The organism is Thiocapsa roseopersicina, assembly GCF_900106925.1.
Taxonomy (GTDB): domain Bacteria; phylum Pseudomonadota; class Gammaproteobacteria; order Chromatiales; family Chromatiaceae; genus Thiocapsa; species Thiocapsa roseopersicina.
In genome coordinates, this window is sequence record NZ_FNNZ01000017.1 from 93,872 (window position 1) to 112,355 (window position 18,484).

An 18,484-nucleotide genomic window follows, 5' to 3' on the forward strand; every position below is an offset into this window, starting at 1 on the left:
ATACCCACAAACGTACCCACAAAATGCTTCGGGCTTTCCCAGGCCGTCCTTGGACAAAGTAGCCGATCCTGAACGGCCGCCGTCGGCAATACATGTTCTCTTCGTCCAGCGTGTTATCTTCCATGTGAGATCCCTGCACGCCGTAGGGCCACCTCGACGTTGACCTCCTGCGCGTTTGGCAATCGTCCCCGCTAATGGTTACCCCCAATGTCGATGCCGATTGCATACCGACCAAGCGACCCTGCCGGCTGAGCGACACGCGCATCAGGTTCGTCGCGAGGGGCCACTTCTCCGATCTCGCCTTGTTGTTGTCGCTGGTGTTGGATGACGGCTTGCACAAGACCGCGCCGTGTCGACGCGGACGGGTGCGATCCGCAGCTTGCAGCCGTCGGTCGACCTCGCGTATGGCTATAGGCGCCGGTGCCCGAAGGTGCATCATGGCGTCGGCGCGTCCTCGGCCACGTTCGTTCCGGTAGCCAGCTTTAGGCTATACCCGGCGCGTCGCCGATCGCGCTGGCGGCTCGACCACCCAAAGGCGCATCCCGTACTCTCCGAAGACCCGCTAGCGCCATCGCGTCGTAGGCGACACCGCGGGCGGTCGAGTCGATTGCGCCGTCGAGGAAGATAACACGGGCCGCCTCCGCTCGCCGTCACTGAACGGCGGTGTGTGCGCGATCTGCGCCGGTCCGCCGTTGCTTCGCATCGAATCGGAAAGACGCCGCCGGTTTCAGCCTGCTCTGCGCAGCGCGTGCGGCTTTGGAGTGGGCGAAGAAGCGACGGCCGCACCACCGACGACGCCGGAATCGCCGCCGAGTCCGAAGGTCGATCTCCTGGAATGAAGGCCGTCGACCAGGGTGCGCAGGTCATCATCGCCGATGGTACGGATCAGCGCGGCGATCACCGCGTCGATCTCATGCTCCGGCCAGGCGGCCGCGCGTGCACCGAGCGGGATCGGACGCGGAAACAACCCGGCGGCGATGCGGGCATAGAGTCCGGAGCGACTATAGCCGGTACGCTCCAGGACAGTTCGTAAACGCAGGACGCAGGTTGGCATGCGGGATCCCCATTAAGTGGTCGATGCGAGCGAGCGGACACCCGCACTGTTGTGAGTCCGAAGACGGTTCGGCTGCAGTTGATTGCGGCGCGTCGAGCGCAGCGGTCGGTGGTCAAGAGTGTGTTTTCACGTACCGATTCGGTTTGCCTTGCTTGGGCGTCGAGGAGGCGAGGGGCTTCGGCGGTGCGTCGTTCTTGCGATCACGCCCCGTCCGAGACACTTTCAACGCACAGATCGGGCAATCCACGGACCGGCGCGAGAACGCCCCTGCCACGTAGGGGATCGCGCAGCGCTCGCAGGTGCGAAAGAGCACGAGCCCCGTAGTCAGGTCCCGGGCAATCACCCAGCCTTGATTGATGTCGAGGGGTGGGCCGAGCGTGCCGGATGCCGCCAGCCGCGCCATCTGCTCCAGATAGAGGCGATGTCCCGTGAGCAGTGCCTCGATGTCGATGCTCCGCTGAACCGCCGCGCCGCCGAAGGTGCGGTACAAGCCCGCGAACACCGACGCGTTGGCCTGCCGACGCGCCGTGCCGAGCAGACTGCCGGTGCTCGGCAGCTGACCGGGCAAAGGCTTGCAACCGTGGATCTCATGGTGCAGTTCGCGCAGCACGGCCGGCCGCAGACCGCTGATCCGCCCCACAAGAGAGGTGCGCATGCCGCGCCGGATCAAGGCGATCGCCAGCTGCGTCCTGGCGTGATGCTGAAGTCTCATGGCTGCGCGACCTCCTCGGCGGCAAACAGAATTGCCTGCAGCCCCAACCCGAGTGCGGACGGCCCGGTCATCCGAAGACGTTCCTGCAACCAGCACACGCGAAAGCGCGGTCGAAACAACAGCACGCCCGAAGCGGCCAGCTCGCGCAGCATCGTGAGCGAGGCGTGCCGCAGGATCTCCAGCACCTCCCGGTCGAGACCATAGACCAAGATGGCCTTCTCCTCGTCCGAGCGCGCCAGCTCGCGTGCCCCGAGCAGCCACATCAGATTCAGGGTATCGACCTCGCAATCGAGGTCCGGCGCAGGGTCTGAGCGGGGTGCCTCCACGTCGGGGGCCGAGGGTGTGCGCATCATCTTCGTTCTCACGACAGAAAAACAGGTTGACGGTGCTATAATCGTGCGTATAAATCGAACTTGTCAAACAAAAAAGCGTAATAAGCGACTTAAAAACCGCTATAGCGCGATTTCGCGGCACTCGACTCGGGTGGTATGACCATGACGACGGACAATCAAGATTCTGATTTAAATAGCGAAGCCTTCTGGGATGCCGCCGGATTCGCGACGCGCCTGGCGCGGGCCAAGGGTGTGCTGTCCACGAATGCGTTCGCACAAAAGTGCGGTATCTCCGAGAGCATCTTCCGCAAGTACCTCGCGGGCATGAGTGTTCCCGGGGCGGACAAGCTGGTCGATATCGCCCGCGTGGCCGGCGTGTCCCTGCTCTGGTTGGCGACCGGACAGGGGCGTCCCGAAGACGGGACGGACGCGATGGTCCGGGGTCCGGTCGACGTGACTTTGCTCGAAACCCTTCTCGAGTCGGTCGAAGCCGGACTCGACGAAATCGGCTCAACCTTGGCCCCCGCAAAGAAGGCCAAGCTGGTCGCGGCGCTCTACAGCCTCTATCGCAGCAGCGAGGATGTCCGCAAGGCGCCGGTGTTGGAGCTCGTCAGGCTGGCGAGCTGAGCGTGACCGAGTTCACGGTTCCGCGAATTCACCCCGGAATAACGGTCGCACGACGCGTTTTTGCGTTGACCCGGTCGATGCATCAAGCGACGATCCGACGCGTGCGACGCAATGTACAGACTTCGGATCACGGAACAGCGGAGGTTTATCGATGGTTGAGAACAGAGATGAAATCCGTTCGACAATTCGCGGGATCATGGGCGACAGCGTGCCCAAGCCGAGGCCGTCGGAGGCGGCGATGCCCGCGTTGAGCATCGATATCGGCGGCATCAATCTCAAGAACGAGAACGCATTCGAACACGCGCATGCGGATCGCCCGATCGATCCTCCCCTCATGGCGGCCGCGCCGTCGGCCGTTCGACTGTGCCATCGACAGCAACTCGGGGTGATGCGGATGCTCGGCATTGTTCTGATGTTTGCCGCCATCGCCCCGCTCTACGTGGTTCAGTTCCTGTCCGTCCCGCACGACGACATCATCCTGACCGTCGGGTTTGTCGTGCTGATCTTGAGTCTGATCAGTTTCACGATTGCGTCGATGCTCGAGGCCTCCTGATCCGAGGACGGCTGCTCGTGCGCGAGCGGCCACGTCTCTGCGGAAACGCACCGACCGCTGCCGACGCAGCGCGGTCGATACGGTGTACCCGCACGGCCGCGCGGGCCCCCGGCAGGGCCTACCTGCCGGGATCGCGCGGGCGATCGAGCGGTCCGTCAATCCTCGCCGCATGGACCGGCGGAATGCGCCAAGCCCGCGCCAGCCTTCATCCCCCCGATTCGTCCACGTCTGTGCGGGTGCCGTGCCGCCCCGACGCGCTGCGCCACATTGCTTCCGTTGGCCGATAAGAAACCCAAAACACGCGAAAGGCGACGAAAAGCGTCATCTTGAGCGGCTTCGCCCCGCATGCGATCGGCCTATCATCTGTTCCGCGTTCGAGGACGCTTTCCGCACCGGCCTAGGTTTCGGCCACGCTGCCGGCGGGACGATCTCGAGCGCGTTCCATGTCGGCGGCGGCAGCGTCACGGTCTGGCCGGTCCGCGGGCCGGGATATGACAGACAGCGATTCGGAGCCCGGAATGAACAGCACCATCGGAGGAAACCTCCGTCACCAGCGCCGGCGATCCGGTCGGACCCAAGCCGAGGTGGCCAAGCGCGCCGGGGCCTCGCAAGACTGGATCTGCCGCATCGAGACCGGCGACGCCAACCCGACCCTCGCCAGTTTGCGCCGCATCGCCCGCGCTCTGGATGTCGATGTGGTGGATCTGCTGCAACGCCGCCCCGACCAGGGGCGCCCGACATGAGCCGAGCGGCACGCGATTGGGCTTGGGACTGCCGCGGACTGACGCCGGCACAGCGCTTGGTCCTGCTGGCGTTGGCCGAGCATGCCGACGAGGCGGGTGGCTGCTGGCCGTCGTTGTCGCGCCTGGCCGCGCGTGCCGAGGTCGATCGGCGCACCGTCACGCGCTGTCTGGCGGCACTCGAGGCGCGCGGTCTGATCCACCGCGCGCGCAGCCGGCCGCAGCGCACACTCTATAGCCTTGCGGTTGGCGCATCCCCCACGCAGGCGCCCGCCCGCGACGAGGAAACGGCGTGGGGGAGCGAACCCATGCCCCTCGACGACGGACGTGCGATCGCCTTGGATCTGCTCGACTCGACGGTGCGCAATCCCCGAACCGGGGGCGTCACGCCCCTGGACCGGGGGCAACAGACCCCGAAACGCAGATCCGATCCGGCGCGCCCGATTCCGCCCGACTGGGGACCCGGTGCCCGGGTCCTGAGTTGGGCCGCCAAGCAGGGCATCGCACGCGACTGGGTCCAGGACCAGGTCGAGGAGTTCGTCGCCTACTGGTCCGACACCGGGTCGCACCGCACGAGTTGGGACGCCACCTTCATCCAGCGCCTGCAGACCCTGCAGGCCCGCACGACGCAGAGGCCACCGCATGAGCCGACCGGACGACTCGCCGACAAAGACTACGCCCGCGGAGCGACCCCGCTCGATCGCATCCCCTGGCTGCTGCCGGCTCATGTCGCTTGAGGAGTTGGCGGAGCACGGACGCCGCGAGATCCGACAACTCCTCGCCGCTCGCCGGGACGAGGCGCAACGCCGGCTCGAATCGGCCGTCGGACGCTGCGGAATCCCCCCTCGCTTTCGCGCGAAGACCTTCGAGAGCTATCGGGCCACGACGCCGGAGCAGCGGCAGGCCTTGAGGGTCTGTCGCAGCTACGCGGCGCGCTTTGCGGCCGGCGCCCGTCACGGCGATAGCCTGCTCCTGCTCGGCGGTCCCGGCACCGGCAAGACCCATCTCGCCTGTGCCATCCTCGCGGGTGTGATCCGGGCCGGCCACACGGGGCTGTTCATGTCCGTCCCGGCCGCGCTGCGCACGGTGCGCGACACCTACGCGACGCGGGCGGCGTGCTCGGAAAGCGAGGCGCTGGCCATGCTGACCGACCCCGACCTGCTGGTGCTCGACGAGGTCGGACTGACGATCGGCAGTGACGATAAACGCCGCGCGATGCTGTTCGACGTGCTCGATACCCGCTATGCGAACCTGCGTGCCACGATCCTGATCGGCAACCTGACCGACGAGGAGATGGAGCGTTACCTCGGCGAGCGGATCATGGACCGGCTCTGCGAAGGCGACTCCGCCGTGGTGTCCTTCACCTGGCAGAGTTATCGCCGCAGCGGCGGTGCGGTTTGATGCGCTCCATCGGGCACGTACGGTTGCGGATCTTGTCGGGGAGGTGATTCACGCTGTCGCACGGAGGTCGCTTCGGGAGCCGCCGGCCGTGCAACGCTCTACGGGTGCATGATGCACGTCGGCCTACGTGCTCCGACCGTCTGTCGTGGCGGAACGCGTGGCCTCGATCGCTGCCGCGTCGATAGACGCGCTCGTGCATCTCCTCCGGCAAACCCAGGCTGCCGTACAGCGCGTTCATACCGCCGAAGAGCAAGCCGATCCGGCGCTTCAGGTCTTCCAAATCGTCGAGCGTGAGGTCATGGATCCATGTCTCGTCGGTCGAAGCATTCATGCGGGGGTCGGCGCGCCAAAAGGAACACGACCGGATCCATCCCGATTCAACACCGCACCACCGCCAACTCATCCCACCGCGTGGTGTAGTGCGGCGAGCGAATGGACTGGCGCATCGCCCAAGGCTTGTTGAGACCGGCGCCGCCCAGGACCAGTGTACCCCGACCGTAGCTGCGGTTGATCCGGTCCATGACGGCCATGAGCCGCTCGCCTCGGTCCCGGCGGCCGGGATCGCCGAAGAGGTCGCCTTGGCGCTCGCCGGCGGGGCTCAGGGCAAGCAGTGCAACGCCGGCTTTGGCATAACGGAAACCCGGACGGTAGAGCCGGCGCAGACCATGCCGGGCAGTTCGGGCGAGCCTGCGGGTATCGGCCGCGGGCTCGCGCAGCGGCAGGACCAGACTGTTGCTGTACTGCGGCTCGTCGCTGCGGAACAGATTGGTGCGGATCATCACCGACACCATTCCCGCCTCGCTCTGCTGCGCGCGGAGCTTCTCGGCGGCACGCGCCACATAGGTCGTCACCGCCTCGCCCAACGTCTCGAACGTGGTGACCGGCATGCCGAAGGAGCGCGAGCACTGGATCTGCTGCTTATCCGGCGTGACGTCCTCCACGTCGAGACAGGGCACGCCGCGCAACTCCAAGGCCGTGCGCGCGAGCACGACCGAGAAATGCGTGCGCAACCACGCGCTGTCGGCCTGCTTGAGCGCGAGGGCGGTGGTCACCCCGAGCGCAGTCAGACGCGCGGCAATACGTGGTCCGACGCCCCAGATGTCGCCGACCGGGATCTCGGCGAGTCGGCGATCGAGGTCCACCTCGGACAGGGTCGCCAGATCGCACACGCCATCCCCGTCCGCATCCTGCTTGGCCAGCCTGTTGGCGAGCTTGGCGAGGGTCTTGGTCGGGCCGAGTCCGACGCACACGGGCAGTCCGGTCCAGCGCGGTACGGTGGCCCGGATGCCGTGCGCGATCGCCGACGGGTCCGCCAGCCCGGTCAGATCGAGGAAGCATTCGTCGATCGAATAGACCTCCTGACGCGGTGCGAAGCGCGCCAACAACCGCATCACCCGGTTGCTCATGTCGGCATACAGGGCATAGTTGCTCGACAAGGCGCTCACCGGCCGTGCCCCGTCGAGACGCAGCCGCACCTGAAACCAGGGCTCGCCCATGGCAATCCCGAGCGCCTTCGCCTCGCGCGAGCGCGCCACCACGCAGCCGTCATTGTTGGAGAGCACCACCACCGCACGGCCGAGGAGATCTGGGCGAAACACCTGCTCGCAGGAGGCATAGAAGCTGTTGCAGTCCACCAGGGCAAGGATCGCCATCTCAGACGCTCTTGATGACGCGGGTCACTACTCCCCAAACCGACAGCTCTTGACCCTCGCTCAGCAGGATCGGCGGATAGTCCGGGTGCGCGGCTTCCAGCGCGATGCGTCCGTCGCGACGATGCAGGCGCTTGACCGTGAATTCGCCGTCGACCACGGCCACAACAATGCGCCCGTGGGCGGGCTCGAGTGCCCGGTCGACCACCAAGACATCCCCGTCGTCGATTCCCGCCTCGCTCATCGAGAGACCGCTGACGCGCAGCAGGAAGGTGGCCTCGGCGTTGGGGGCGAGCAGCGCGTTGAGATCGATCGCTTCCTCTTGATCGTCCTCGGCCGGCGACGGAAATCCGGCCCGCACCGGCCACACCATTCGCGCGAGCCGGCGCGGCGGCGGGATGGCCGATGCCTGCGGCCGACCGAGGAGCACGGCACCGGTGCCGTCGGCGCGCGGCGGGAGTGCGTCGAGATAAGCGCGCACGGCCTCCACCCGACTCTCCGGCACGCGCATGACCCGGGTCGGCTCGCGATAGCGCCCGGTGCCGCTGGGGCGTCCGCGGCCTCGTGCTGGGTTGGACATGAGCATACCTCGCATCGAGAATTATCGTAACGATAATTCATGCGGACGCGAGCGTCCATGGGGCAGAGGCCCGATGGGCCGGATCTCCGGCCGGTGACGTCAAGCCATGTCCCTATCCGTGACCGCCGGTATCGGAGACGATGCGAAGGGTAAGTACGGCAGTTCCACCAAGCGTTATCGATCCGGCAAACGGGCCATCGACTAGCGGAGCAGATGACGACACGGTTGGAGTGTTTGCTGTCTTTGTCGAAACACCGCGCGTCGCCAAGGATGTCATGCCAGCCCGGTCGGATCGAGCCCGCCGAGATCGATCCCGAGCGTTACGCGCACCCGATTCCTCAACGGCACCCAATCGGCCTCGTCAAGCCCCGCGGTGATCCCGAGACGCCGCAGATTGGCGCGCAAGTCCGACTCGCTTCCCATGTGCAGGGCGTTGCCTCGAAGACATTGTATTATATGACGATCGACGACTTCGACGACTTCGACGACTTCGACGACTTCGACGACTTCGACGACTTCGACGACTTCGACGACTTCGACGACTTCGACGACTTCGACGAGATCGGCAATCGAGGAATGGGAACGAACCTCGGGACCTTGAACAAGACGTTCCGCTCCTGCGTCTGGTCATGCGCGCTGTAGGCGCGGGCATGTCTCGCGTGGCGCTCGCGAGCGCAACGGCGCTCCTTGGCGTAGGCCGCGGGGCGGCGGCGCGCCTCCCGGCCAGCGCTCGGCCTTCCTCGGCGACGTCTCCCAGCTGGAGCCGGGCACGGGCGACGAGCCGTCGCTTCTCTACATCAGCTCCACAGCCGACTCCGCTGCGTACGAGAGGGTCGTGATCGACCCGGTGACCGTCCGGCACGGGAGCAGATCGCCCATGGCCCGCCTACCTGAAGCGGAGTTCCGTGCGCTCGCCGATCGTGGGCGGGTATGGACGAAGCTCGACCTCGCGCGAACGCAGGGTGCGATCGCGGACACGACCGGATATCTCGGCGCCGACACGCTCGCGTTCCGGTACGGCGCGCTCGAGTTGGAGATCGTGGACGCCGTCACCGGGAGGTGCTTGGTCTCGGAGGAGAGGGTGAGAGCCCTGCGCGGGTCGGGCTTCGGCCCAGACCGACCATGAGCGACCGGTCCCGGAACGGCGACGACCTGAACCGCCAGTCGACGGAGGAGGATCTCATCCGCCTACAGGCGACAACCTTACTGTACTATCTGCACGAGTCCAACCCGGCCAACGGCCTGATCCGCGACAAGACGAATCCGTCCGCTTCCTGGACATGAAGACCGGCCGCCGCGTGCGGCAGTGCGAGCTGTCGACGATCGATTCCGCCTTCCTCTTCGCCGGCATGCTCACCTGCGCCGCCTACTTCGATGCCGACACCCAAGAGGAACGGGAGATCCGTCATCTCGTCGACGAACTCTATGGCCGCGCCAATTGGCAGTGGGCGCTGAGCGGAGGCGCCGCGGTGTCCCACGGCTGGCGTCCGGAGACCGGCTTCATTCCGCATACCTGGCGCGGCTACGACGAAGCGTTGCTGGTTTATCTGCATGGTCTCGGCTCGCCGACCTTTCCTTTGCCGCCGGAGAGCTACACGGCGTATTGCTCGACGTACCGGTGGAAGCAAATCTACGGTCGCGAGCTGCTCTACTCGGGGCTGCTGTTCACCCACCAGCTCTCGCATCTCTGGATCGACTTTCGCGGCATCCGCGACGCGTTTATGCGCGAGCACGGCAGCGATTACTTCGAGAACGGCCGTTAGGCCACTTTCGTCCAACAGGAGTACGGGCGGCGCAATCCGCTTGAGTTCGCCGGCCATGGCGAGCACTGCTGGGGGATCGCGGCGACGGACGGCCCCGGCTTCGAGACGCGTCGCATGAACGGCATCGAGCGACAGTTCTACGGCTACTACGCGCGCGGTGCGCCCTACGGTCCCGATGACGGCTCCATCGCGCCGTGGGTCGTGGTGGCGTCGCTGCCGTTCGCTCCGGAGATCGTGATTCCCACCGTCCGCGCCATGGTGCGGCTCGATCTCGACGCCGAGAAGCGCTACGGCTTTAAGCCGTCGTTCAACCAGACCTGTGCGGTGCCCGAGAGCCCGACCGGCTGGTGGGTAACTCCCTACCACTTCGGCATCGACCAGGGGCCGATCATCCTGATGATCGAGAACTACCGCACCGGCCTGATCTGGAACCTGATGCGCCGATGCCCCTACGTGGTCGCCGGATTGCGCCGTGCCGGCTTTGTGGACCGGTGGCTCTGACCAGCCGGAGAAGCCGTCACCATCTTTCGGACGTCGCCGCGTTCGACAGGACCGTCGGAGGTGCGCGTGTCGGTCTTGAACCGCTCGACTGAATCTGTTCCCGCGGGTAGGTAGGGCGCTTGCACCAAGGGACAAGCCGCTGCGGTCACGAGTCGGGTATATTACCCGCAGTCATGACGTCGGTTCCCCTGATCGACCCACTACGCGACGAGGATGTCCGCAGCCCCTGATCGCCCACCCGTCGCCTGTCTGTGCCTCGACATCGAGACGGCCAAGCAGGATGCGCTCTGTCTGCGCGAGATCGGGCTCTACCGCCCCGATCTCGATGCCCGCGCGCGGATCTCCGCTCAGGCCCCCGATTTGGTGTCGCGTGTCGATGCGCTGACCGATGGCGCGAGCTTCGCGTTGGGTCACAACATCATTGCCTTCGATGGACCGACGCTCGCCGTGTTGCACCCCGGCCTGGCTCTGCACCGGCTGCCGCTGATCGACACGCTCGAGCTCTCGCCGATCGCCTTCCCGCAGAACCCGTACCACCGCCTGGTCAAGGACTACCACCTCTGCACGACCTCGCGGAACGATCCGGTGCGCGATGCCGAGCTGGCCTACCGGTTGTTCCTCGACCAGTGGGAGACCTTTCGAACACGCGTGGTCGAGCACCCCGATGAGATGTTGTGCCTGCACTTCCTCCTGGCTCCGCAGAACGGCATCGGTGTGGCGAGTTTCTTTGCCACCCTGCGCCGCGCCCTGCGACCCTCGATCGACGAGGCAGCTGCGGCCTGGTCGCGGGCCACCGCCGGAAAGGTCTGCATCACGGGGCTTCGGCGGATCATCGAGCAGTGGTTACCCGACCCGCAGTGGCATAAGCCGTTGGCCTATACCCTGGCTTGGCTGCGGGTGGCGGGCGGTAACTCGGTGCTGCCGCCCTGGGTGAAGCTGAGCTTTCCCGAGACCGGGGAAGCCATCGCCGCGCTGCGCGACGTACCCTGTACCGATCCGGCCTGCGCCTGGTGCCGCGAGCAGCACGATCTGGAGCGGATGCTCCCGCACTATTTCCCGGGCATCACCGACTTCAGGCCAACGCCCGCAACTCCCGACGGACGCTCGTTGCAGCGGGCGATCGTGGAGAACGGCTTTGCCGGACGCTCCACCCTGGCCATCTTGCCCACCGGCGGAGGCAAATCGCTGTGCTTCCAGTTGCCGGCACTGGCGCGCTATTACCGCACCGGTAGCCTCACGGTGGTGATCTCGCCGCTGCAATCGCTGATGAAGGATCAGGTGGACAACCTGGAGGCGCGCGGAGTGACCTGCGCGGGCTATCTCAACAGCCTGCTCACTCCGCTGGAGCGTCAGGCGATGCTGGAGAAACTGCGCCTCGGCGACCTGGGATTGATCTTTGTCGCCCCCGAGCAGTTTCGCGGCACCGCCTTCGGCAACGCCCTGCAACACCGCGAGATCGGCGCCTGGGTCTTCGACGAGGCGCACTGTCTGTCCAAGTGGGGGCACGACTTTCGACCGGACTATCTCTACGTCTCGCGCTTTATCCAACGGCGCCGCAAAGCGCTGCCGGAGCCGGTGTTCTGTTTCACCGCCACCGCCAAGCCCGATGTGGTCCAGGACATCCGAACGCACTTCGAGCAACGGCTCGGCCTGTCGATCGAGCTCATCGAGGGCGGTGTCAGCCGCGAGAACTTGATCTACGAGGTGCGGGCTGTCCCGGCACAGGTGAAGTACGGCGAGGTCCTGTCGTTGTTGCGCGAGACCTTGCGCGAGGATGGCGGGGCGATCGTGTTCTGTGCCCGCCAGAAAACGGTCGAGGAAGTTGCCGCCTTCCTCAAACAAGCCGGCCTGGACTGCGGCTATTTCCACGGCGGCATGCCCCCGGCCGACAAGCGGGCGGTCCAGGAAGCCTTCATCGGCGGCTCGCTGCGGGTCATCGCCGCGACCAACGCCTTCGGGATGGGCGTGGACAAGCCCGACGTGCGGTTGGTGATCCATCTGGATACGCCCGGCTCGCTGGAGAACTACTTGCAGGAAGCCGGCCGGGCCGGACGTGACCAGGCGCCGGCGCGGTGTGTTCTGCTCTATGACGAAGCGGATCTGGATGTGCAGTTCCGCCTGCTGCGAAACTCGCGCCTGACCCAGCACGACATCCACTCCATCTTGAAGGCCCTGCGCATCATCGAGCGCAAGGATCGCAGCGAGGGGGAGGTAGTGGTCACCAGCGGAGAGATCCTCCTGGAGATCCCCGAGCAGCACCGCATCGACCCGGACGCCAAGGATGCCGAGACCAAGGTCCGCATCGCCGTGGCCTGGCTGGAGGAGGCGCGGCTGCTGGAGCGCCACGAGAATCATACCCGCGTCTTTCCGGGCAGCCTGTTGGTCGGGAGCCTGGACGAGGCACGCGACGTACTCCGCAAGAAGCTCGGACCCACGGCCGACATCGATCCCTATCTGGCCATCCTCGCGGAACTGCTTGCCGCGGACGACGACGAAAGCCGCTCGACCGACGATCTGATGCGCGCCACCGGCAAAGACTCGCGCACGCTGCAAGCCATGCTGCGCGAGCTGGACCAATGGCAGCTCCTGTCCAACGAGACCGAGATCGGTGTCACCCTGTATCGCGACCCCGATACCGTCGAGCGGCTGGCGGAGCTGACCCGGATCGAGGCGGCGCTCCTCGGCCAGCTCCGCGAAGCGGCGCCGGACGCCGATACGGAAAGCTGGCAGCTCCTGAATATGCGCCGACTCTGCGACACCCTACGGCGCGATACCGGCGTGGAGATCGATCCGCATCGCCTGTCGCGTCTGCTCAAGTCCTATGCCGAACCGTTCGGTGAAGGCGTCGAACATCGGGGCTTTTTTGCGCTGCGTCCTGCCGGAATGGACAACCGCGCTATCAAAGTCCTGCGGTCTTGGCGCGATATCGCGCACATCGGTGAGCGGCGTCTGCGCGTGGCACACGCCCTGGTGGCCATATTCCTCGCGGCACGACAGGGCAACACCCTGCTCGTCGTCCTCAAGCTCGGGGAGCTGGAGCGCAAGCTGCGCGCCGACCTGACGCTCCAGGATCTGGACATCCAACGCTGGGACACAGCCCTCTCCGCGGCACTGCTTTACCTCGATGCCAACGAGGTGCTGCATCTGGCGCGCGGCAAGGCGGTGTTTCGTGCGGCGCTACGCATCGAGCTGAACCCCGAGGCCCGACGACGCCAGTTCAAGAAGTCCGACTATGCCGAGCTGGCCCTGCACTACAAGGACAAAATCGTTCAGGTCCACGTCATGGCCGAGTACGCCAAGCTCGCACTCGGCAAGGTTCAGGCGGCGATGCGATTCATCGTCGACTATTTCAGACTCGATCGCGACGAGCTCATCCGGCGCTACTTCGCCGGCCGCCAAGAATTGCTCGAGAACGCCACCACCGAGGAGGCACATCGACGCATCCTCATCGACCTGCGCAATCCCGGCCAACAGGCCATCGTCGCGGCACCCCTCGACGGCAATCACCTGGTCCTGGCAGGGCCCGGCTCGGGCAAGACCCGGGTAATCGTGCATCGGGTCGCCTGGTTGTTGCGCGAATGCATGGTGCTGCCGCAGACGATCATGGTCCTGGCCTACAACCGCTCGGCCGCCGCCGAGATCCGGCACCGCCTCTGGGCACTGGCCGGACCGGATGCCGCCGGCGTCACCGTGCAGACCCTGCACGGGCTGGCGATGCGACTCACCGGCACCAGCTATGCCGTGGCGATCGAACGGGGCGACACCCTGGATTTCGGGGCCGTGATTCGCCGGGCCACCGCCGACCTGAACCGGAGCGATGAGGGTACCGGAATCGGCGCGTCCGTCGTGCGCGATCGCATGCTCGCCGGTCTGCGCTTCCTGCTCGTGGACGAATACCAGGATATCAACGGCGACCACTACGAGCTGATCAGCGCCCTTGCCGGACGCACCCTGCAGACCGAGGAAGACCGCCTGTCGCTGCTCGTGGTGGGCGACGACGACCAGAACATCTACGCCTTCGACGGCGCAAGCGTGCGCTACATCCGCCGGTTCGAGCAGGACTATCAAGCGCGCCGCTACCAGCTGATCGAGAACTACCGCTCAACTGCTCACATCATCCACTGCGCCAACCGGATCGTTGCGCGGGCACGCGACCGCATGAAGGCAGGACAGGAGATCCGCATCGACCATGCGCGCCGCGAGCAGCCCGAAGGCGGCGACGATTCCGCACGCGATCCGGTCGCCTCTGGCCGGGTGCATGTCCTCGAAGTGCCCCGCGACGCGCGCTTGGAAGCTCAGCTGGCCCTCGCCGAGATCCAACGCCTGCACGGTCTCGCGCATGCCGGCGGGGCAGGGCAGTGGGGCCGCTTCGCCGTCATCTCCCGGCGCTGGGACGATCTGGAGCCGTTGGCCGCGCTGTGCCGTCGCCGGCGCATCCCCGTCCGCATGCTGCTGGATCAGCATCAACCCAATCTGCATGTGACGCGCGAAGGCCGTGCGCTGCTCGATCTGCTGCGCGGACAGCGTCGCCGCAACCCGCGCTCGCGTCTGCTGCTGCGTACCGGTGTGCTGTCGCGCTGGTTTCGCCGCCGCTACGGCGTCCCGGTCGACGGCCTGATCGAACACCCGTTTCAAGCCGCACTGGCCCGTTTCATTGCGGACACCGAGGGGGCGGTCCCCGCCGGCGAGCAGGTGATCGGCGATCTGGTGGAGTCTCTCTACGAGATCGGAACAGGCATCAAAGCGCTCGCGCAGGGCGGCGCCAATGGCCCGCTGGTGCTGATGACGGCACACCGGGCCAAGGGACTGGAGTTCGATCATGTCCTGATCCTCGACAGCGGGGGCTGGCAGTCCGGCAGCGACGACGAGCGCCGCCTCTTCTACGTGGCGATGACCCGCGCGCGAAAGACGCTGACCCTGTGCGAGGCGCTCGGCGGCAAGCATCCCTTCATCGCCGATGCCGACGGGCTGACACTGCGCTCGCGAGCGGCCCAACCCGAGCCCGAGCCGGGCCTGGGGAACCGAACGCTGATTGCCGACCCGGAGAAGATCGTGCTGTCCTGGCCGGGTTACTTCCCGGCGGGTGCCCCGCTGCATCGCGCACTGGCTGCGCTCGACGTCGGCAGCGAGCTCGTACTGCGCGAGCGCGTCGACGGCAAGGGCGGATGGGAGATCGCGGACACGCAAGGGGTTGCCGTGACGCGCATGTCGTCGAAGTTCCGGCCCCCGGTCGGGCGGATCATTGCGGTCCGTGTCGCGGCAATCCTGGTCCGTGACGCCAAGGCCGAGGAGCGACAGAACATGCGCTGCTCGCGCTGGGAGTTGGTGTTGCCGGAGATTGAGTATGAGCCGAAGCCATCCTCGGTTTAATTGAATCGGTTTTTGGCATGCTGGCTTAGCGTGTACCATCGCACCGCCCTTCAACGGATCACCGATCACATGGAGTTTCCCCGATGAACGAAGTCAACAACCGCGTCACCGTCGTCGACATCCAGATGCCCTTTTGGTCCATGGTGGCCTTCATGGTGAAGGCGGCCATCGCGTCCATACCGGCCATCATCATCCTCTCCATCCTGTTTGCGATTGTCATGGCGATCTTCACCGCCATGTTCGGCGGCATGGGCATGATGTAGGTCGGCCGACTCGTCTCTCGCCGTCACCCTAGGCGAGAGACTCGCATCAGCTGCTCCTCGGCGGAATCTATCTCCTTGCACAGATCCAGAATCCGCGCAGCAAGCGCACGTACCGCCCGATCAGGCTTCTCGAGCGCCAAGCTCGCGCTGCCGGTCTCTATGCCGTCGATCACCGCCTCGTGATCCGCACGGGTGAGGCGGATGCCGGCCCTGACGCGCGCCAAAGCGGCGAGCAGAGCGGGAAGGTGGGCGTGATTGCGCCGGCGGATCTCTTCCAGCAGGGCCTTGCGATTCATGAGGTCGTTATCGATGTGAGGTCGGAGACCTGACCCTTCCGGTCACGATTCGCGCTCCGGGAGGGTAGCGCAGATCCGGGATCGGATGCGTCTCTTGCCCGAACCGAACGATACCCTTATCAGTCTTCGAGATCAGCCAACGGCCAGTCGTCCGGCTCGACATAGGACCAGGATGTCTGATCAAAAGGGATATTCCAGATTTTGGGCGTGAGCTGTCGTCCCTCGAATTGCCCTGTCAGGGTGATGCGAAGTGGAAAAACCGTTGCGCCGATATTGATGGAATCCACCTCCAGCGTGCTCTCGATGTCGGTAACCGGACAGATCTCGCCGCCTTCTCCGCAAGCGCCGACATTGTTCCATGCCGCATGAATCGGTCCCAGGTCACGGATGCGGCGACCATGGGGCGCCAGGATGCTGTAGGACTCGACGAGAACCCCTTGACCTAGAAAGCCATCGCGGTTCACCCAGCCCCAATAATCGCTGGGCGCTAGCTTGATCAGGCGCCAATCGGTCGGGGCGCCCCCCCAGCCCCCCGAGCTCAGACGCGGCTCGCCGGCGATGAGCTCAACACCGTCCGGGCCAAAGCCGATCACCAGGGCGCCCACGAGGCCACGGGTCACATGCGAATCGATATTCTCGCCGGTGCGCGGGTCAAAGGCCCGCCCTGTCAACAGAACATACAAACGGGGGCCGGTGTCGGCCTCCACGCGGTCGACCCGATCGATCTTCAGACAATCGGCACGTCCGGGATCATCCGCACTTCGCGCCACCCAACAAGCGTTGGTCCGATCGTATCCATCATAGAGACGGTTCAGTACCTCGCGCACGATAGCGTCATCTTCCGAGGACATAACCGTTACCGCCACGGACGCCAGCACGACAAGCAACACCATCCGTTTCATGAATGTTCTCCTAAAAGCCCCGATCTCCGATCGTAGAGTTCTGTTCTTGACGGTTCCCGCAACCTCACCAACGAGAGACCCCGATGCCCATCCTCCTACAGATCGACTTCCCCTTCCAAGGCCCTTGGGGCGCCGAGATGAGCGCCACCATGCAGGGACTCGCCGCATCCATTGCGCAAGAGCCCGGCCTACTCTGGAAGATCTGGACCGAGAACCCCGAGACGAGCGAGGCCGGCGGAATCTATCTCTTCAAGGACCGCCCCAGCGCCGAAGCCTATCTGGCGATGCACACCGAGCGACTCGTCGGCTTCGGTGTATCGCACGTCAACACCAAGCTCTTCGAGGTGAATCGGGAGCTCTCGGCGATCGACCGGGGACCGATTGGATCGTGAGTAACATAGATCCGGAACGAAAAGCGTCTCAGGCAAGCCTACCGCAAGATCCGACGGACGACTCCGCGGATCTCCCGGACCATGGGGTGACATGATGGAAAAGGCAGAGCGAATCGCAGTCATCGGCTCCGGTATGGCCGGGCTCGCCTGTGCGCGGCGCCTGACCGATGCCGGATGCATGCTGATCGTGTTCGACAAAGGCCGAGGGATCGGTGGGCGGCTGGCCACGCGGCGGGCGCCGGACGGTCGGCAGTTCGATCACGGTGCGCAATACATCACCGCGACAGCGCCGCGTTTCACGACGCTGCTGAACGAGGCAGAGACCGCCGGGGCCGCCGCACTCTGGGCCGACGGGTCGGACCGACCGCATGTCGTGGGCACACCGGGCATGACCGGGCTGGCGAAGTATCTGGCACGTGGCCTCGATATCCGACAGGGTGTGGAGGTCGTCGCGCTGCACGAGACGAAACATGGTTGGAGGGTCACCCTTGCCGACGGCGCGGAGTTGTTCGACCGCGTTGTCCTCACGGTGCCCGCCCCGCAGGTCTCGAACCTGATCGGCCCCGAGCATCCGATATCCCGCGAGGTTGCCGGCGTGCGCCTTGATCCCTGCCTCACGCTGATGGCCGCCTTCGATCCGGATGCCCTGCGGCCTTTCGTCACCCGCGCCGATCCCGACGCACCGCTGGCCTGGATCGCGCAGGACAGCAGCAAACCGGGGCGACCCGCACCTGCCTGCTGGGTGGCACAGGCCAGCCCGGCGTGGAGCGCTGCGCATCTGGAGCTCGACCCCGACGCCCTCACCGCGCTGTTGCTGCCCATGCTGTGCGAGCAACTCGGCACGGATGCGGATGCCGTGCGCTACGCCGCCGTGCACCGCTGGCGCTACGCACGCGTCGCCGTGCCGCTTGGCCGCCCCTTCGCCCGCGATGGATCCTGCACGCTCTACGCGGGCGGCGACTGGTGTCTCGGTGCGCGGGTCGAGGCCGCCTGGATCAGCGGGGATGCCATCGCACAAGACATCCTTGCCTCTATGGACGAGCTACGCATGCCGTAGCCAAAAGCATCCCATTACACACATCTCATGAATCATGAGCCTGTCGCGCATATCTGAGACCCGCGGCGAAGTCCGTGACGCGTTGCAGGCCGAGCCAAATCGTCTTCACGCCGGGCTCCCCGTCGCCCTTGCGCCCGAGGAATCCGCCGAGGCCGGCGATCAGGCGGACCACGGTGTTGAGGCGTGGCGGCTCTTTGGGCAGGGGTTTCTCGGAGAGAATGTAGGCGGCCTGCCATTCTTCGGGCGCGAGGAACAGCTCGGCGTCCAGGTCGGGCAGGGTTCGCCCCAAGCG

The 18,484-nt window shown here is 65.7% G+C and carries 20 protein-coding genes and 2 pseudogenes; 13 read left to right on the forward strand and 9 right to left on the reverse strand.

Translation table 11 applies throughout. The features are described from left to right. Positions 1-727 precede the first annotated feature (727 nt). The 3 genes from BLV04_RS16975 to BLV04_RS16985 form a co-directional block, all read right to left on the reverse strand. Positions 728-1,054 carry a helix-turn-helix transcriptional regulator gene (locus BLV04_RS16975; RefSeq protein ID WP_093034882.1) on the reverse strand — a complete coding sequence of 109 codons (327 nt, stop codon included), beginning with the start codon at positions 1,052-1,054 and terminating at the stop codon, positions 728-730. Between the two features lie 112 nt (positions 1,055-1,166). Continuing rightward, on the reverse strand, positions 1,167-1,766 hold the full coding sequence (locus BLV04_RS16980; protein ID WP_093034886.1) for a FlhC family transcriptional regulator: 600 nt from the start codon (positions 1,764-1,766) through the stop codon (positions 1,167-1,169). Next, entirely contained in the window at positions 1,763-2,119 is a 357-nt protein-coding gene (locus BLV04_RS16985) for a flagellar transcriptional regulator FlhD (protein WP_093034888.1), read from the reverse strand. The genes BLV04_RS16980 and BLV04_RS16985 overlap by 4 nt, the downstream gene beginning before the upstream one ends. Before the next feature lie 141 nt (positions 2,120-2,260). Here BLV04_RS16985 and BLV04_RS16990 point away from each other — a divergent pair, with 141 nt between their 5' ends. The 5 genes from BLV04_RS16990 to BLV04_RS17010 all read left to right on the forward strand — a co-directional run bounded on the left by BLV04_RS16990 (position 2,261) and on the right by BLV04_RS17010 (position 5,419). After that, positions 2,261-2,725 carry a helix-turn-helix domain-containing protein gene (locus tag BLV04_RS16990; RefSeq protein WP_093034946.1) on the forward strand — a complete coding sequence of 155 codons (465 nt, stop codon included), beginning with the start codon at positions 2,261-2,263 and terminating at the stop codon, positions 2,723-2,725. A 151-nt stretch (positions 2,726-2,876) separates the two neighbouring features. After that, positions 2,877-3,278, forward strand: coding sequence for a hypothetical protein (locus BLV04_RS16995; protein WP_139191953.1), 402 nt, complete (start codon positions 2,877-2,879; stop codon positions 3,276-3,278). 518 nt (positions 3,279-3,796) lie between these two features. Beyond that, on the forward strand, positions 3,797-4,021 hold the full coding sequence (locus BLV04_RS17000; RefSeq protein ID WP_093034894.1) for a helix-turn-helix domain-containing protein: 225 nt from the start codon (positions 3,797-3,799) through the stop codon (positions 4,019-4,021). Beyond that, complete coding sequence (locus BLV04_RS17005; protein ID WP_093034897.1) at positions 4,018-4,755, forward strand: DnaT-like ssDNA-binding domain-containing protein; 738 nt, start codon at positions 4,018-4,020, stop codon at positions 4,753-4,755. Before BLV04_RS17000 ends, BLV04_RS17005 begins: the two co-directional genes overlap by 4 nt. After that, positions 4,745-5,419: an ATP-binding protein gene (locus BLV04_RS17010; RefSeq protein WP_093034900.1), complete on the forward strand. Its 675-nt coding sequence runs from the start codon at positions 4,745-4,747 to the stop codon at positions 5,417-5,419. The genes BLV04_RS17005 and BLV04_RS17010 overlap by 11 nt, the downstream gene beginning before the upstream one ends. Positions 5,420-5,796: 377 nt before the next feature. Here BLV04_RS17010 and BLV04_RS17015 read toward each other — a convergent pair whose 3' ends face one another. The 3 genes from BLV04_RS17015 to BLV04_RS25915 all read right to left on the reverse strand — a co-directional run bounded on the left by BLV04_RS17015 (position 5,797) and on the right by BLV04_RS25915 (position 8,053). After that, the gene (locus tag BLV04_RS17015) at positions 5,797-7,071 is read right to left on the reverse strand and encodes a Y-family DNA polymerase (RefSeq protein WP_093034903.1); all 1,275 of its coding nucleotides are present in this window, start codon (positions 7,069-7,071) and stop codon (positions 5,797-5,799) included. A gap of 1 nt (position 7,072) precedes the next feature. Further along, complete coding sequence (locus BLV04_RS17020) at positions 7,073-7,648, reverse strand: LexA family protein (RefSeq protein ID WP_093034949.1); 576 nt, start codon at positions 7,646-7,648, stop codon at positions 7,073-7,075. A gap of 273 nt (positions 7,649-7,921) precedes the next feature. Next, complete coding sequence (locus tag BLV04_RS25915; RefSeq protein WP_281241860.1) at positions 7,922-8,053, reverse strand: hypothetical protein; 132 nt, start codon at positions 8,051-8,053, stop codon at positions 7,922-7,924. A gap of 51 nt (positions 8,054-8,104) precedes the next feature. On the opposite strand from BLV04_RS25915, the gene BLV04_RS24490 reads away from it, so the two are divergent. The 6 genes and pseudogenes from BLV04_RS24490 to BLV04_RS17045 all read left to right on the forward strand — a co-directional run bounded on the left by BLV04_RS24490 (position 8,105) and on the right by BLV04_RS17045 (position 15,545). Further along, positions 8,105-8,290 carry a hypothetical protein gene (locus tag BLV04_RS24490; protein WP_139191954.1) on the forward strand — a complete coding sequence of 62 codons (186 nt, stop codon included), beginning with the start codon at positions 8,105-8,107 and terminating at the stop codon, positions 8,288-8,290. Between the two features lie 97 nt (positions 8,291-8,387). Then, positions 8,388-8,774, forward strand: a pseudogene (locus BLV04_RS25920) (DUF3313 family protein); the annotation flags it as partial. Then, positions 8,771-8,932: a hypothetical protein gene (locus BLV04_RS25285; RefSeq protein WP_217633715.1), complete on the forward strand. Its 162-nt coding sequence runs from the start codon at positions 8,771-8,773 to the stop codon at positions 8,930-8,932. The pseudogene BLV04_RS25920 and the gene BLV04_RS25285, both read left to right, overlap by 4 nt. A gap of 65 nt (positions 8,933-8,997) precedes the next feature. Then, a pseudogene (locus BLV04_RS25710) lies at positions 8,998-9,912 on the forward strand (glucoamylase family protein). A 213-nt stretch (positions 9,913-10,125) separates the two neighbouring features. Next, positions 10,126-15,282 carry a RecQ family ATP-dependent DNA helicase gene (locus BLV04_RS17040; RefSeq protein WP_093034909.1) on the forward strand — a complete coding sequence of 1,719 codons (5,157 nt, stop codon included), beginning with the start codon at positions 10,126-10,128 and terminating at the stop codon, positions 15,280-15,282. An 83-nt stretch (positions 15,283-15,365) separates the two neighbouring features. Then, the gene (locus tag BLV04_RS17045; RefSeq protein WP_093034912.1) at positions 15,366-15,545 is read left to right on the forward strand and encodes a hypothetical protein; all 180 of its coding nucleotides are present in this window, start codon (positions 15,366-15,368) and stop codon (positions 15,543-15,545) included. A gap of 23 nt (positions 15,546-15,568) precedes the next feature. On the opposite strand, the gene BLV04_RS17050 is transcribed toward BLV04_RS17045, so the two are convergent. Beyond that, positions 15,569-15,841 carry a hypothetical protein gene (locus BLV04_RS17050; protein ID WP_093034915.1) on the reverse strand — a complete coding sequence of 91 codons (273 nt, stop codon included), beginning with the start codon at positions 15,839-15,841 and terminating at the stop codon, positions 15,569-15,571. Positions 15,842-15,960: 119 nt separating this feature from the next. Then, positions 15,961-16,728: a hypothetical protein gene (locus BLV04_RS17055; RefSeq protein WP_139191955.1), complete on the reverse strand. Its 768-nt coding sequence runs from the start codon at positions 16,726-16,728 to the stop codon at positions 15,961-15,963. Between the two features lie 98 nt (positions 16,729-16,826). Between BLV04_RS17055 and BLV04_RS17060 the strand changes: the two genes are divergently transcribed. Both BLV04_RS17060 and BLV04_RS17065 read left to right on the forward strand, forming a co-directional pair. Next, the gene (locus BLV04_RS17060; RefSeq protein WP_093034921.1) at positions 16,827-17,135 is read left to right on the forward strand and encodes a monooxygenase; all 309 of its coding nucleotides are present in this window, start codon (positions 16,827-16,829) and stop codon (positions 17,133-17,135) included. A gap of 91 nt (positions 17,136-17,226) precedes the next feature. Beyond that, a complete protein-coding gene (locus tag BLV04_RS17065) occupies positions 17,227-18,192 on the forward strand; it encodes an NAD(P)/FAD-dependent oxidoreductase (protein WP_245731931.1) in 966 nt (321 codons plus the stop codon). 25 nt (positions 18,193-18,217) lie between these two features. Here the strand turns inward: BLV04_RS17065 and BLV04_RS17070 are convergent. After that, positions 18,218-18,484 (reverse strand): IS4 family transposase (locus BLV04_RS17070; protein ID WP_281241861.1); only part of this gene is annotated, 267 nt, incomplete at its 5' end.

What these genes read in the sequence shown, in the direction of transcription:
- BLV04_RS16975 (WP_093034882.1), bottom strand. Translation starts at nt 1,054, where the DNA reads ATGCCAACCTGCGTCCTGCGTTTACGAACTGTCCTGGAGCGTACCGGC.
- BLV04_RS16980 (WP_093034886.1), bottom strand. Translation starts at nt 1,766, where the DNA reads ATGAGACTTCAGCATCACGCCAGGACGCAGCTGGCGATCGCCTTGATC.
- BLV04_RS16985 (WP_093034888.1), bottom strand. Translation starts at nt 2,119, where the DNA reads ATGATGCGCACACCCTCGGCCCCCGACGTGGAGGCACCCCGCTCAGAC.
- BLV04_RS16990 (WP_093034946.1), top strand. Translation starts at nt 2,261, where the DNA reads ATGACGACGGACAATCAAGATTCTGATTTAAATAGCGAAGCCTTCTGG.
- BLV04_RS16995 (WP_139191953.1), top strand. Translation starts at nt 2,877, where the DNA reads ATGGTTGAGAACAGAGATGAAATCCGTTCGACAATTCGCGGGATCATG.
- BLV04_RS17000 (WP_093034894.1), top strand. Translation starts at nt 3,797, where the DNA reads ATGAACAGCACCATCGGAGGAAACCTCCGTCACCAGCGCCGGCGATCC.
- BLV04_RS17005 (WP_093034897.1), top strand. Translation starts at nt 4,018, where the DNA reads ATGAGCCGAGCGGCACGCGATTGGGCTTGGGACTGCCGCGGACTGACG.
- BLV04_RS17010 (WP_093034900.1), top strand. Translation starts at nt 4,745, where the DNA reads ATGTCGCTTGAGGAGTTGGCGGAGCACGGACGCCGCGAGATCCGACAA.
- BLV04_RS17015 (WP_093034903.1), bottom strand. Translation starts at nt 7,071, where the DNA reads ATGGCGATCCTTGCCCTGGTGGACTGCAACAGCTTCTATGCCTCCTGC.
- BLV04_RS17020 (WP_093034949.1), bottom strand. Translation starts at nt 7,648, where the DNA reads ATGTCCAACCCAGCACGAGGCCGCGGACGCCCCAGCGGCACCGGGCGC.
- BLV04_RS24490 (WP_139191954.1), top strand. Translation starts at nt 8,105, where the DNA reads ATGACGATCGACGACTTCGACGACTTCGACGACTTCGACGACTTCGAC.
- BLV04_RS25285 (WP_217633715.1), top strand. Translation starts at nt 8,771, where the DNA reads ATGAGCGACCGGTCCCGGAACGGCGACGACCTGAACCGCCAGTCGACG.
- BLV04_RS17040 (WP_093034909.1), top strand. Translation starts at nt 10,126, where the DNA reads ATGTCCGCAGCCCCTGATCGCCCACCCGTCGCCTGTCTGTGCCTCGAC.
- BLV04_RS17045 (WP_093034912.1), top strand. Translation starts at nt 15,366, where the DNA reads ATGAACGAAGTCAACAACCGCGTCACCGTCGTCGACATCCAGATGCCC.
- BLV04_RS17050 (WP_093034915.1), bottom strand. Translation starts at nt 15,841, where the DNA reads ATGAATCGCAAGGCCCTGCTGGAAGAGATCCGCCGGCGCAATCACGCC.
- BLV04_RS17060 (WP_093034921.1), top strand. Translation starts at nt 16,827, where the DNA reads ATGCCCATCCTCCTACAGATCGACTTCCCCTTCCAAGGCCCTTGGGGC.
- BLV04_RS17065 (WP_245731931.1), top strand. Translation starts at nt 17,227, where the DNA reads ATGATGGAAAAGGCAGAGCGAATCGCAGTCATCGGCTCCGGTATGGCC.